Annotated in this window: 9 protein-coding genes and 1 pseudogene; 4 read left to right on the forward strand and 6 right to left on the reverse strand. The window is 57.9% G+C overall.

The annotated features are described in order from the left end of the window. Positions 1 to 23 precede the first annotated feature (23 nt). Together JL015_RS12870 and yjiA are read left to right on the forward strand one after the other, a co-directional pair. The gene (locus JL015_RS12870; protein WP_201006376.1) at positions 24 to 221 is read left to right on the forward strand and encodes a YbdD/YjiX family protein; all 198 of its coding nucleotides are present in this window, start codon (positions 24 to 26) and stop codon (positions 219 to 221) included. A gap of 160 nt (positions 222 to 381) precedes the next feature. Continuing rightward, a complete protein-coding gene (gene yjiA / locus JL015_RS12875; RefSeq protein ID WP_201018714.1) occupies positions 382 to 1362 on the forward strand; it encodes a GTPase in 981 nt (326 codons plus the stop codon). A 129-nt stretch (positions 1363 to 1491) separates the two neighbouring features. Here yjiA and JL015_RS12880 read toward each other — a convergent pair. Next, positions 1492 to 1668, reverse strand: a pseudogene (locus JL015_RS12880) (LysR family transcriptional regulator); the annotation flags it as partial. Positions 1669 to 2099: 431 nt separating this feature from the next. Here JL015_RS12880 and JL015_RS12885 point away from each other — a divergent pair. After that, positions 2100 to 3269 (forward strand): MFS transporter, encoded by a 1170-nt coding sequence (locus tag JL015_RS12885; RefSeq protein ID WP_201018715.1) that lies wholly within the window; start codon positions 2100 to 2102, stop codon positions 3267 to 3269. A 53-nt stretch (positions 3270 to 3322) separates the two neighbouring features. On the opposite strand, the gene glyA is transcribed toward JL015_RS12885, so the two are convergent. Together glyA and JL015_RS12895 are read right to left on the reverse strand one after the other, a co-directional pair. Beyond that, positions 3323 to 4576, reverse strand: a complete 1254-nt coding sequence (glyA, locus tag JL015_RS12890) for a serine hydroxymethyltransferase (RefSeq protein WP_095067767.1) — start codon at positions 4574 to 4576, stop codon at positions 3323 to 3325. Positions 4577 to 4801: 225 nt separating this feature from the next. Further along, the gene (locus JL015_RS12895) at positions 4802 to 8530 is read right to left on the reverse strand and encodes a sensor domain-containing protein (protein ID WP_201018806.1); all 3729 of its coding nucleotides are present in this window, start codon (positions 8528 to 8530) and stop codon (positions 4802 to 4804) included. A 461-nt stretch (positions 8531 to 8991) separates the two neighbouring features. Here JL015_RS12895 and ettA point away from each other — a divergent pair, with 461 nt between their 5' ends. After that, complete coding sequence (gene ettA / locus JL015_RS12900; protein WP_201006368.1) at positions 8992 to 10656, forward strand: energy-dependent translational throttle protein EttA; 1665 nt, start codon at positions 8992 to 8994, stop codon at positions 10654 to 10656. Between the two features lie 48 nt (positions 10657 to 10704). Here the strand turns inward: ettA and JL015_RS12905 are convergent, their stop codons facing one another. The 3 genes from JL015_RS12905 to JL015_RS12915 form a co-directional block, all read right to left on the reverse strand. Next, complete coding sequence (locus JL015_RS12905) at positions 10705 to 11217, reverse strand: GreA/GreB family elongation factor (RefSeq protein WP_201018716.1); 513 nt, start codon at positions 11215 to 11217, stop codon at positions 10705 to 10707. A gap of 72 nt (positions 11218 to 11289) precedes the next feature. Then, positions 11290 to 11643 (reverse strand): hypothetical protein, encoded by a 354-nt coding sequence (locus JL015_RS12910; protein WP_201018717.1) that lies wholly within the window; start codon positions 11641 to 11643, stop codon positions 11290 to 11292. Positions 11644 to 11856: 213 nt separating this feature from the next. Next, entirely contained in the window at positions 11857 to 13710 is a 1854-nt protein-coding gene (locus JL015_RS12915; RefSeq protein ID WP_201018718.1) for an Lnb N-terminal periplasmic domain-containing protein, read from the reverse strand. Between the last annotated feature and the right edge of the window lie 50 nt (positions 13711 to 13760).

The following is a 13760-nucleotide window of genomic DNA, read 5'->3' on the forward strand; positions in this document are numbered from 1 at the left end:
GGTCATGAAGAGAGGATCAGCCCATGTTCAATGACCTGAGTCGCCTCGGGAAATACCTCGGTCAGGCCGCGCGTCTGATGGTGGGTATGCCTGACTACGACACCTATGTCGAACACATGCAGGCCAAACACCCGGACAAGCCGTTGATGAGCTACGAGGAGTTCTTTCGGGAACGACAAGAGGCTCGTTACGGCGGCAAGGGTGGTCCCAAGTGTTGCTGACCCTCTGATCTGCGTTATTGTCTGAATCGACGCGCCACAGGCCAATACCTGTGGCGTTGTCGTTTTTACAGGTCTCTGCAGGACTGATCGGTATTACTCTGTAGGACCGGATTCATCCGGGAAGGCGATATACCGGACATATTGAATTGCTGGAGTACACATGACTGTTGCGCAACCCATCCCCGTAACCGTATTGACCGGCTTTCTGGGAGCAGGCAAGACCACTCTGCTGCGCCATTTGCTCAAGGCCGAACATGGCCTGAAAATCGCGGTAATCGAAAACGAATTCAGTGATGCCGGCATTGATAGCCAGTTGCTCGGCACAGACCCCGTGCAAGTCATGACGTTGTCCAATGGCTGCGTCTGCTGCACCATCCACACCGACCTGACCAAAGCCCTGTACCTGCTGCTGGAACGACTGGACAGCGGTGAAATCGCCTTCGACCGACTGGTGATCGAATGCACCGGGCTTGCCGATCCGGCTCCCGTTGCGCAAACCTTCTTCATCGATGAAGAACTGCGCGAGCGCTACATCCTCGACGGCATCATCACGCTGGTGGATGCTGCCCATGCCGACACCCACCTGGCCCAGACCATCGCCCAGGCACAGATAGGCTTCGCCGACCGCCTGCTGGTGAGCAAGCGCGATCTGGTGGATGAAGAAGCCTTCCAGGCTCTCTCGTCCCGCCTGACCCGTATCAACCGCCGCGCACCGATTCGTATCGTTGAACACGGCAAGATCGATCTGGCCGAATTGCTGGATGTCAGAGGCTTCAACCTCAACGCCGACCTCGGTGGTGGCGTCACCCTGCGCCCGCTTGCCCCGGCTGGAACATCCGCCGACCGCATCTCCAGCCTGGTGCTGCGCAGCGACAAACCGCTGGATATCGACAAGCTCAGCGAGTTCATGAACGAACTGCTCGAAGATCACGGCAAACAACTGCTGCGTTACAAAGGCGTGCTCAATATCGCAGGCGAGCCCCGGAGAATGGTGTTCCAGGGCGTGCTGAAACTCTATGGCTTCGACTGGGATACCGAATGGGCAGAAGACGAAAAACGCGAAAGCGTGATCGTGTTCATTGCCGATGAGTTGCCTGAGGAGAAGATTCGGGCAGCGTTTTCCGCGATGGTGGGGGCGTAACGGGTTTTATGAAAAGCGGCGTTGCTGGCTATGGGTTCGCCATCGTCCGTTGCCGGTCGATTCTGTTGAAAGTCGACTTTTTCAACAGAGTCGGCCAATAGTTGGCACCCGGGTCAGGCTTAATGGGGTCTATCCCCTCAGAACAAGAGACATGTCCGAGTATTTGTCACACATGAAGTCGACGAATGCGCGAACCTTTGGAGCCGCAAGCCGCCTGGATGTGTGCAAGACCCAAAGTGCGGGCTCCACACCTGACACCGTTCCCCACTGAACCAACTCACCGCTGGCAAGCTGGTTCCAGGGGTACCGCTGGTCGACTGCCGTTATCTGCCCAAACCTGCCGCTCAGTGAAGATGGAACAGTCTCAAAATTAACCCCGAGGCTTTCTCACCATCAGCCTCGTAGAGGTTATGCAATGAAACTTGATCGGTAAGTTTGTGTAGGTTGAAGTGGTTATAGAACGCTTGGCCCAATCGCTGATGCTCAAAGCTCCCTTGGTTCCACAACCGGATGAACTCCTCATAAGCGGCGCGCTCGATCTGCAACGAAAAATTGCTTCCCATCTTCAGGGCCCCATCAAGGCAGTGTTTCAGCTCAGAAATCCCCTACATACATTAATAAATAGCACTGCAAAAATAGCCATTCAACTGCCGGAAGTTTGATTTCCGCTTTTTCGTGCCTCTTCCAATGAGCTGAATAACAGCACATACAACTCACCGTGGCCTAGCTACCTCACCATGAAAACCAACAGCCATATTGTTATCTCTTGTCTGGCCGTGCTGACGGCGCAGTCAGGCATAACCCTCTATCTCCCGTCCTTGCCCTCAATTGTCGAAAGTTATCATGCCAGCCCCGGTTTTTCGGCGCTGACACTTTCGGTATTTCTGGCGGGGATGGGGTTGCCGATGTTGCTGTGGGGCAGAGTGGCGGCCTTGCTGGGGGGCAGGGCAACTATGATCTGGGCGCTTTTGCTGTTTTCTATCAGCAGCCTGGGTGTTGCGCTATCGGCCGACACTGGCATGTTCATTATCTGTCGCACTGTTCAAGGAGCGGCTGCCGGAGGTATTTCGGTCATGGCTCGTGTGTTGTTACGCGATAATTTCAGTGCGCAGCATTTGGCAAAGGCTCTGAGCTGGCTGTCGATCTGCTTTGTGATATCGCTGGGTCTGGCGCAGTTTGCTGGTGCGTTGATACATACAGCCTGGGGCTGGAGGGCAGTTTTTTTCACAAGTGCAGCTTTGGGCTTTTTATTGATCTTTCCTGTTATGCGATACACCCCGGGTGGAGCGCCTGATCGTCGGGCCTCAAGCCCAGGTCGAAAAATATACGGCACCCTCATTCAAGACGTTCAATTCATGCGACCAGTATTGGCGGGGGGCTTGGGTTATGGCGTGATTATTCTTTTCGGAGCCAGTGCCCCAGCGCTCTTTCAGCTTCGCTTCAACTGGACTTCCGTGGAGTATGGCTGGATGGGGTGGCCAGTCAGCGGTGCCTATATGCTTGGTGCCTTGTCGGTCGGTTGGCTGCTTTTAAAACGCAGTCAGGATCAGAGCCTGATGCTTGGGTTGAAGCTTCTGGCATTGGGTGCCTTGCTGATGGGGGCAGGGCAGTTCCTGTTTCCGGCAACAGGCTCTGCTCTGTGGCTACCTTACTGTTTATTGCTTGTCGGTCAGGGCATCGTTTACCCACTTTGCCAATCCCTTGCCAATCAGAGTGCGTCTGCCAGCGGTCCCTACGCCATGGCGTTGACCGGATTCATACATCAGGCGATGGCTGCATGCTGTGGGTTGATAGCCGGTGTTTTGCCGCCGGGTCAGCCAGGGCCATTCACGCTTGTCTGTATCGTGCTTGCAACTCTGGCGCTATGTATCTATTCCGCAGGCCGCGTGAAAGCCCCCCATAAATGAAAAAGCCCGGACTCAAGAGCCCGGGCTTTTTCATGTAACCAGCAACTACGCTATCAAGCGCCGTAAACCGGCAGCTTGGCGCAGATGGCCTTGACCTTCTCGCGAACGGCGTCGATCACCGCTTCGTTGTTCAGGTCAGCCAGGATGTCGCAGATCCAGCCAGCCAGTTCCTTGCACTCTGCTTCCTTGAAGCCGCGAGTGGTCACTGCCGGGGTGCCGAAGCGCAGGCCGGAGGTGACGAACGGGGAGCGTGGGTCGTTCGGGACGGAGTTCTTGTTCACGGTAATGAAGGCGCGGCCCAGGGCGGCGTCTGCGTCTTTACCGGAGATGTCCTGTTTGATCAGGGACAGCAGGAACAGGTGGTTTTCAGTACCGCCGGAAACCACGTCGAAACCGCGCTCGATGAACACGCCAGCCATTGCCTTGGCGTTCTTGACCACTTGTTGCTGGTAGGCCTTGAACTCCGGTTGCAGTGCTTCCTTGAAGCAGACAGCCTTGGCGGCGATGACGTGCTCCAGTGGGCCGCCCTGTGCGCCAGGGAATACAGCCGAGTTCAGCTTCTTCTCGATGTCGGCGTTGGCGCGAGCCAGGATCAGGCCGCCACGTGGGCCGCGCAGGGTTTTGTGGGTGGTGGTGGTGACCACGTCTGCGAATGGAACCGGGTTCGGGTAGACACCAGCGGCAACCAGACCGGCTACGTGAGCCATGTCGACGAACAGGTAAGCACCGACCTTGTCAGCGATTTCGCGGAAACGGGCGAAGTCCAGAACCTGCGAGTAGGCAGAGAAACCAGCAACGATCATTTTTGGCTTGTGCTCGACGGCCAGACGCTCGACTTCGTCGTAGTCGATCATGCCATTGGCGTCGATGCCGTACTGAACGGCGTTGTACAGTTTGCCCGAGGAGCTGACGCTGGCGCCGTGGGTCAGGTGACCGCCGTGAGCCAGGCTCATGCCCAGAATGGTGTCGCCGCCTTGCAGCAGAGCCAGGTAAACAGCGGAGTTTGCCTGGGAGCCAGCGTGTGGCTGGACGTTGGCGTAATCGGCGCCGAACAGTTCCTTGGCGCGGTCGATGGCCAGTTGTTCAACGACGTCGACGTACTCGCAGCCACCGTAGTAGCGCTTGCCCGGATAGCCTTCGGCGTACTTGTTGGTCAGGACCGAGCCCTGAGCCTCCATGACAGCCGGGCTGGTGTAGTTTTCCGAGGCAATCAGCTCGATATGCTCTTCCTGGCGCAGGGCTTCTTGCTCCATTGCGGCAAAAAGATCGGAGTCGTACTTCGCGAGAGTCAAATCACGGCTGAACATGGCAGTCCTCGAGGGTTGGAGCGGAAAAGGGGGGCATTCTACCCCATCGCGTTTTATCTGGCATATGAAAGGGGTTCATTTGTCGGATGAGCAGACGGCAAGTAGGAGGGGAAGCTGCAAGTTACAAGCGGCAAGCAAGAGCGGACATATGCGAGAACACACGGTCCGCTTTTGCTTTTACTTGAAGCTCCCAACTTGCAGCTTGCCGCTGTGTTCCTGTTCGACCTAGTCGAACATGAACAACGCATCATTACTGAACTGCGCTTCAAACTGCGAGGCCGACATCGGGCGACCGAAAAGGTAGCCTTGTACTTCGTCGCAACCATGCTCGCGAAGGAATTCCAGCTGTTCGTGGGTTTCGACGCCTTCTGCGATCACCGCCAGATTCAGGCTGTGGGCCATGGCGATGATAGCGCGGGCGATCTGAGCATCCTGTTCACCCGATGGCAGGCCGTCTACGAAGGTGCGGTCGATCTTCAGGACGTCGATGGGGAACTGTTTGAGGTAGTTCAGCGACGAGTAACCGGTGCCGAAGTCATCGACCGCGATGCTCAGCCCCAGATTCTTCAGGCCATCGAGCATCTGCATGGCTTCATTGACTTCGCGCATCAGGATACTTTCGGTCAGTTCCAGCTCCAGACAGGCCGGTGGCAGGCCGGTTTCGCCCAGCATCCGGGCGATGCGGTTGCCCAGTTGGCCGTCCGAAAACTGTCTTGCGGAAATATTCACCGACACTTTCGGGACCCGCACTTTTGCCTGATGCCAGCTCTTGAGCTGACGACAGGCTTCGGCCAGTACCCAGTCCCCGACTTCCACCACCAGACCGAGTTCTTCCAGAACCGGAATGAATTCGCTGGGCGGCACCAGGCCGCGACGAGGATGGCGCCAGCGCAGCAGCGCTTCGGCACCGGTCAGGCGTTTGCCGTCGCCGCTGAACTGAGGCTGGTAGTAAATCGTGAACTCTTGCTGCTCCAGGGCGTGGCGCAGGTCGCTTTCCAGTTCCAGACGTTCCAGAGCCGTGGCGTTCATGTCGGTCTGATAGAACTGGAAGTTGTTCTTGCCGCGCTCCTTGGCGTGATACATCGCGGTATCGGCGTTTTTCATCAACTGGCTCAACTCGTTCCCGTCCTGCGGGCTCAGAGCGATACCGATACTGGCGGTCACGAAGAACTCACGTCCTTCCAGCACGAAAGGCGTGATCAGGCTGTTGAGGATTTGCTCGGCAACATGGATGGCGCGGTTCAGGGCTATCTCGCGGGTGGCGCCCGGTTGCAGCAACAGGGTGAACTCATCGCCCCCCATGCGTGCGACGGTGTCATCGTCGGCGACGCACGCGAGCAGGCGTGTGGCCATTTCCTTGAGCATACGGTCGCCGGCGGCATGGCCCAGCGAGTCGTTGATCGGTTTGAAACGATCCAGGTCCAGGAACATGAGGACCACCCAGGCTTGCTGTCTTTCGGCATGTTGCAGAGCCGAATGCAGACGGTCCTGGAACAGCGTGCGGTTGGGCAGGTGAGTCAGGGCGTCGTAATAGGCCAGGCGATGAATGCGCTGTTCGCTGGCCTTGCGCTCGCTGATATCGCTGAAGAAGCACACGTAGCTGGCCAGGTCGCCTTCATCATCCACCACGGCCGTGATGCCGACCCAGGCCGGGTAATGCTCGCCATTGCGACGCTTGAGCCAGACTTCGCCTTCCCAGGTGCCGCGCTGGTTCAGTTGTTTGAGGATATAGCGCAGGTGGGCTTCCTGCTCTCGATCCACGGTAAGCATGTTCGGTAATTGATCGAGCACTTGTGACACGTCATAGCCGCTGACCCGAGTGAAGGCGTCGTTGGCCTGGACGATATAGCCCGCCGGGTCGGTAATGAGGATCGCGGACGTCGAGTGCTCGAAAACCGTAGCGGCCATTCGCAGGTCTTTTTCGGCGCGACGCTGGATGCTGATATCGCGACCGACGCCCAGGATGCCCTCGAATATGCCGCTCTCATCCCATACCAGGACCAGCCGCAGCTCTACAGGAATCTTGCGGCCGTCGGCGCGCAGGCAATCGAACAAATAGATCTGGGTCGGGACATCGCTGCGCAACCGGGCCAGCTCCTGCGGCTTGTCGAGTACTTTCCTGATGCGCGCTATCAGGTTGTAGAAGCCCGAGAGTTGTTGCGGGTTGGCAACGGTGGAGCTCCAGCCATTCTTGATGATCCAGTCGGCGCTGTAACCCAGTACGCTCTGGACCGACGGGCTGACATAGTTGACTTCAAGCAGGCTGTCGGTGGAGAAGATGACATCGCTGATGCTCTCGGCGAGCATCCGGTAACGCTGCTCGCTGTCGCGCAGGGACTGGCTGGCTTCCACCTGCCGCGTGACGTCCTTGGCGACGCCGATGATGCGTGTGACCAGATCGTCCTTGTCCCGGGCCAGTGCCTGTTCGCGGATATCGAAGCAGCGCCAGGTGTTGTCCTTGTCGCGAAAGCGCAGGGCACATTGCAGCAGTTCGTTGTGCCCATGATGGCGTTGGCGCAGGCGCATGTCCTGATAGATCTGGGCGTCGTCCGGGTGCAGCAGTATCTCCCAGAAGAACTCACCCATGGCATGCAGCTCGCTTTTGCTGTAGCCCAGCGTCTGCCCCAGATGGTGGTTGCTGTAGATCATGCGCTGGCTGAGTACGTCCTGCACATACAGATGGTCCGGCACGGTGCGTACCACGTCTGACCAGAAACGCTCCCGCTCCTGCAATGACAGCTCTATCTGTTTGCGGCTGGTGATGTCGCCGATGCTGAGGATCACCGCATCATGATCGGACTGAGTTTCAGGCAGCCTTAATACCAGCCATAGATGCTGGTCCTGGCCGGACTCCTGAGTGAGACGAATTTCCAGTTCAAGGCGTTGCTGCCTGTTCAGGACGGCATGAATCACCTGGATACCAATGCCGGGACGAGCGCGTGATTCGCCCTCGATCAGTTGCTGCCAGGCCTCATCGCCGCACTTGATATTCAACAGGCTCAGGGCAACCTGGTTGACTTCGGTGATGCGTAACTGTTGCAGCAGTCGCTTCAGGAGCCCCGGCTGGATCTCGATAAAACGGTCGAAGTCTTCCGAGGTGCGGATCTGGAAGGTTTCGAGCTGTTCGGGCAGGTCGGACATGTCCAGTACGCAGATGGCAACGCCCGCGCCTTCGAATATGTCCTGATAGCGGCGGCGGCTTTCCAGCAGTTGGCGCTGACGACGGCGCAGGCTGAGGATTGCGGCCAGCGGCAGCAGCGAAAACAGCAGGCCGACTACACATTTCACGATCAGGGGCGCAAGCAGCTCCTGGCGTGCCTTATAGGCATCGAACAGGCCGTGCAGTTGCCAGTCGCTGTTGCTCAGTGGTTGCAGCAGGACGCTTTCGGTGTTCCCGGAGTCGGTTTGCAGCGAGGCATCGCGCAGGATGACTCGTTGGGTCACGCGGTTCTCAAGCCGCCATAGATGCTGAAAGTCCTGGCTGGGCTGCTGGATCAGCGCCTTGAGTGCATCGGGAGCCATGCGTACAGCCCAGTAGGCACCGCCAAGGCCTTCGGCCTGGTGTACGAACATGTATATCTGCGAACCGTCTTCGGAGTTGGTGTAGAAATAAGGTCGACCCAATGCCTGCTGGAGCGCACTCTTTAGAAACGCACCGTCAAGGGTAACTTCCGCACTGTCTTTGATTACGTCGCCTTCAGGGCCGAGCCATGCAACGCTGCGCAAGGACGGTACGGTTTCACGCAGTCTTTGCAGTGGCGGCTTCTGTTGCGAGGCATTACTGCCCGAGGGTGATCCCTCATCGAGCAGGTTCATGGTGATCTGGGCGCTCAGAGCCATGTTGAGGCTAAGGCGGTCGGCGAGTTGAGTGCTGTAGTCGAGACTGCGCTGCCGCTGCCGCTCTTGCGTCTGATGAAACTGCTCAAGCAGTTGCCACAGCAACAATGCAAGCATCAGTAGAACCAGCGCTGCCAGTAGCCCTTTCAAGGAACTACGCAAAGGCACAATCGTTGTGCTTTTGGCTGTTTCTAATGGCGTGGAGGGCGTTGGTGTTGGCAAATCGTTGTTCCTGACTACTGGACTGAAGCAGCGAGTGCATTATGCAATATAAGCCCGACGCCCAAAGGGCGGCTAGCATGCCCTGACTTGTAGCTAAGTGCCAGTCCTGCGGGGCCGGATCGTTTGCCCTACAGGCCGCATTCGGGTAGCTTTGCCCGATGCGCGTTGTAAACCGACTCCTGCAAGAGTGAATCCACTGTTTGCAAACATCGATCCAGCTTTATATTTGCCCGGATGCAGAAGTCCCTTCTCTGTCTGTTTCATTCAAGGCTTGGAATGGCACGGCGGCAAGTAGCATAGACAAATAAAAGCTCGCGCTTTATCAGTCACCCTCACAGACGCTAGGTTTTCATTCCATGGCTCAATACGTCTTTACCATGCATCGGCTGAGCAAAGTTGTGCCGCCGAAGCGTGAAATCCTCAAGAACATCTCCCTTTCCTTCTTCCCGGGCGCCAAGATCGGTGTTCTGGGTCTCAACGGCTCTGGCAAGTCCACGCTGTTGAAAATCATGGCCGGTGTCGATACCGAGTTCGACGGCGAAGCGCGTCCGATGCCTGAGCTGAATGTGGGTTATCTGCCGCAAGAGCCACAACTTGACCCGAACAAGACCGTTCGTGAAGTGGTTGAGGAAGCGGTCAGCGTCATCAAGGACGCCCAGGCCCGCCTGGATCAGGTCTACGCCGAATACGCCGACCCTGATGCCGACTTCGACAAGCTGGCTGCCGAACAGGCCAAGCTGGAGGCGATCCTGCAGGCTGGCGATGGCCACAACCTGGAGCGCCAACTGGAAGTCGCCGCCGATGCGCTGCGTCTGCCAGCCTGGGATGCCAAGGTTTCCGTGCTGTCCGGTGGTGAAAAACGCCGTGTTGCCCTGTGCCGCCTGCTGCTGTCCGCGCCGGACATGCTGCTGCTCGACGAACCAACCAACCACCTGGATGCCGATTCGGTCGCCTGGCTTGAGCACTTCCTGCACGATTTCCCGGGTACCGTGGTTGCGATCACGCACGACCGTTACTTCCTGGATAACGTGGCTGGCTGGATTCTGGAACTCGACCGCGGCGCAGGCATTCCGTACGAGGGCAACTATTCGGGTTGGCTGGAAGCCAAGTCCGAGCGTCTGGCCCAGGAATCCAAGCAGCAGTCTGCCCATGAAAAGGCCATGAAAGACGAGCTGGAGTGGGTTCGCAAAGGTGCCAAGGCGCGTCAGTCCAAATCCAAGGCCCGTCTGCAACGCTTTGAAGAAATGCAGTCGCAGGAATTCCAGAAGCGCAGCGAAACCAACGAGATCTACATCCCGGCCGGCCCGCGCCTGGGCGACAAGGTCATCGAGTTCAAGAACGTCAGCAAAGGCTATGGCGATCGCGTGTTGATCGACAATCTGTCGTTTGCCATGCCTAAAGGCGCCATCGTTGGCGTGATCGGTGGTAACGGTGCCGGTAAATCGACCCTGTTCCGCATGCTGATGGGCAAGGAAACGCCGGATTCTGGCAGCATCGAAATCGGTGAAACCGTGCAACTGGCCTGTGTCGATCAAAGCCGTGACGACCTGGACGGCAGCAAGACCGTTTTCCAGCAGATTTCCGATGGTTCGGACCAGATCCGCATCGGCAACTACGAAATCCCGTCGCGCACCTACGTGGGGCGTTTCAACTTCAAGGGCGGCGACCAACAGAAGTTCGTCAAGGACCTCTCCGGTGGTGAGCGCGGTCGCTTGCACCTGGCGCTGACCTTGAAAGAGGGCGGCAACGTGCTGCTGCTCGACGAACCGTCCAACGACCTGGACGTGGAAACCCTGCGTTCGCTGGAAGAAGCCCTGCTGGACTTCCCTGGCGCCGCCATTGTGATCTCTCACGATCGGTGGTTCCTGGACCGTGTGGCAACCCACATCCTGGCGTACGAAGACGATTCGCAAGCGGTCTTCTTCGAAGGCAACTACACCGAATACGAAGCCGATCGTAAAAAGCGTCTGGGTGATGCAGCGGCACAGCCGCATCGTGTTCGCCACAAGAAGCTGGCCTGATAAGGCCTCTCGTCGCAATGCCGCCTTGTGCGGCATTGCGATGAATGGCTACGCCCCGGCTGCTCCGTCATCGGGCTCGATCAATACGATCTCGATGACGTGATCCCCGGCCGGGCGCTTCCATAACACCTCGTCCCCCAATTGCGTCCCCAGCAATGCACGCCCCAGTGGCGAACTCCAGTTGATCAACCCCTTGGCTGCATCGGCCTGATCCTCTCCGACCAGATGCACGCGCTGGCGATTGTCCTGTTCATCCGCGAATGTCACCCAACTGCCGATCTGTACCTGTTCTGTTGAGATGGCTGGCGTAACCACCTGCGCGCTTTGCAGGCGCTGGGTGAAATAGCGCAGGTCCCGTTCAAGATCGGCCAGGCGTTGTTTATCGGCGCTGTCACCCAGGGCCGCTTGTGAGCTGTGCTGTGCATGCAATTCATTGACTTGCTGTTGCAAAAGCAAGAGCCCGTGGGCTGTTACATAGTTCGGTTGCGTGCTGACAAGGCGCTCGACCGGTTGGCTGGCCCCTGCGGCGGCATTGTCTTCGTTGACGAAAGCGCGACTCATGGTGTGTTCTCCTCTTTGGAGCTTGGGCCATGGTTGCATCTGATTGGTTTCGTCGAATGTTGCGAAGCGTCTTTAATCTGGACGATAGGCCTTGGCGGCACTTCGGGTTTTTTCACGTTCCCAGTCGCGGTCGCGATCATTCCAGACTTGTCCGGGGTCGAGCCGGTCACGCCTGTCGGCCATGGCCTGACACTGACGGAATCCGTCGTTCCAGCCTTCGGCGTAAAGCGGGTCTTTGAGATAGCGGGGGACATTCTTCTTGAACTGACCGGTAAATGCTCCGGCTGCTTCCTTGCCGCTGCCGCAGCCATCCTGAAAACCGTCAGCGAATGCCGGTGGGTAACCTTGGGCCACTAAATGATCATGGGCGGACTGACAGCCTGTCAGCACGACAACCAGCCACAACAACACCCAGCGCAGGTTCATTTCTGTTTTCCTCTACAGGTGGCTTAAGTGTAGTGGGCGGCTTGTGAGTTATTTGTAAAAGATGTGTCGATAAATTCTATGGAGTGCCCTGCCTGTGCAGGAGTGAATTTATTCGCGAGACGCCATTGAAGGCGATGGATTCTTTTGGATATACGGGTGTCTCGCGAATGAGTTCGCTCCTACCGCCCTGTGTGTTTTTTGATGAGTGCGTGCTCAATAGTGATACCACTTCACTTCAAGCATCACTTCATTCTGCGGGGTGGCCATCTGGCTGAACTCGCGCTGGGCGCTCAGGCGCAGGCCCAGGTTGCGGGACAGTTCCCATTGCTGGTTGAGGCTGATGCTGCGCCGTACTTCGCCGTTGGTGAAATAATCGCCCTTGGCTTCCAGGCTCAGGTTGCCCAGCGGGTTGCGCCAGAGCACGCCTGTATTGAACCCGGCTGCCGGCGAGACGAACGCCGAGAAGTCATTGTTGTGTTCGATCCTCACGGTGCCCAAGGCAAAGCCCAGCACTTCCTCGCCCAGTTGCCATGTTCCACCGGCACCGCCATTCACATGGCTGACGAGGTTTTCGTCGCCATGTTTGCCCAACACACGTTCCAGCCCGCCCGTTACTTGCCATGACCAGGGCTTGAGCAAGGCATTACGTGGCGTCAGAGAGCGGATGGTCGCCAGATCCAGTTGCTGCACCTGCCAGTCATTGCCTTCGTATTGGCGCAGTTTGAGCTGAAGAATCTCGATCTGTGCTCCCAGCGGGAAGCCGTAGGCGTTGTCGTTCAGGTCGTGATAGGCCATGCGCAGACCGTATTCGGCGAAGGCCCGGTCGTTGCGGCTGCCCGCGCCCAGTTGCCAGGTTCGCGACTCATGTCCTTCTTCCGGCAGGCCAGGGCGCTGGATATCCAGTTGCGGAGGCGGGTTCTGGTTGATGGCCTGCAAAAGCTCAAAGCTGCGTTGCGAGCGGGTGGCATCCCGTTCCAGGCCGTTTGCACGATAGCGTTCAAGCCGATAGGCCGCGTCCTGGATCAGGGCTCGACGTTCCTTGGGCAGAGCCAGGTACTGGTTGTCTTTGAGCTGTGTCTGGTCGGCGCTGACTTGCAATACCCACTGTTGCTCATCCGGGCTCAGTGGTTCGGCGCGGCTCAGTAATTCACGCTCGCGGGAAGGGCGGTATTCGATTTTCTCTACCAGGCCCGCAGCCTTGATAGCCTTGACGGTATCGGTGGGAATGGCCGTCAGCCCGAATTGAGGGGTCAGCTTCAGGCCTGGCCGGGCCACCTCCAACAGCTCCAGCAGGCGGTAAGAGCAGTTTTCATCGAAGAAGAAGTAGCTGAAGCGGATCTGTTTCAGCTCCCAGACATGCTCGACCATGCGTTCGGTTTCGGCTGTGGTCAGGTTCAGGCGGTACTCCCACAGGTCGCGGTTTTCCAGGCTGCGGTATTCAGAAAGCTTTTCCTGATAGGGCACCAGCGCAAACAGGCCGGGATAACCGCCCATCAGGCCTTTCCAGGCGTACAGAATGCTGTTGTCCATGCCTTCGATATAGGCGCCGAAGTTGATGGCGTAGCTGAGCAGCGTTGTACCGCTGGTCTTGGCGCTGGCCGGGTCGATGCGCAGCAGTGTGTGGCCAAACATCGAGGACGGGCTGTTGAGGTAGGCCGCGGGGAAGATCAAGACCGTGCTGTCAGGGGCAACATCCTTGAACCAGGCCTTGAACTCCTTGCAATCCACGCTGGGCAGGTCGGTCAGTTGCAACTGGTTGCGCAGCCAGCGAGTACGCGATGGATAGACGCACTGTGCATGTGTCTGCTCGTTGCCGGCAGGTGCGTAAAGGGCTTCAAGGGTGGCGCTCAGCTCTGCCTTGGGGTCATGGGCACCCTCGGCAGAGAGAAAGAATCTGGGGTCGTCGACGTGGCTGCGCCAGCCGCCCAGCTTGCCTGCTTCGTAATGGCCCAGAGAAAGCCAGAAAGGCTCATTGGCCAATTGCTGCAAACGGTCTGCGCTCAGGTGTGGAGCGGCAGACAACGGGGCACAGACACACAGCGCCAGGTACGCAAGACGTTTGAGCATAGAGAGCAACTTGTCAGGAGATGGGGACCCGCCCTTCGGAGCCGAAAGGC

Origin of the sequence: Pseudomonas cichorii (assembly GCF_015471405.1) — a bacterium.
GTDB lineage: Bacteria > Pseudomonadota > Gammaproteobacteria > Pseudomonadales > Pseudomonadaceae > Aquipseudomonas > Aquipseudomonas serbiensis.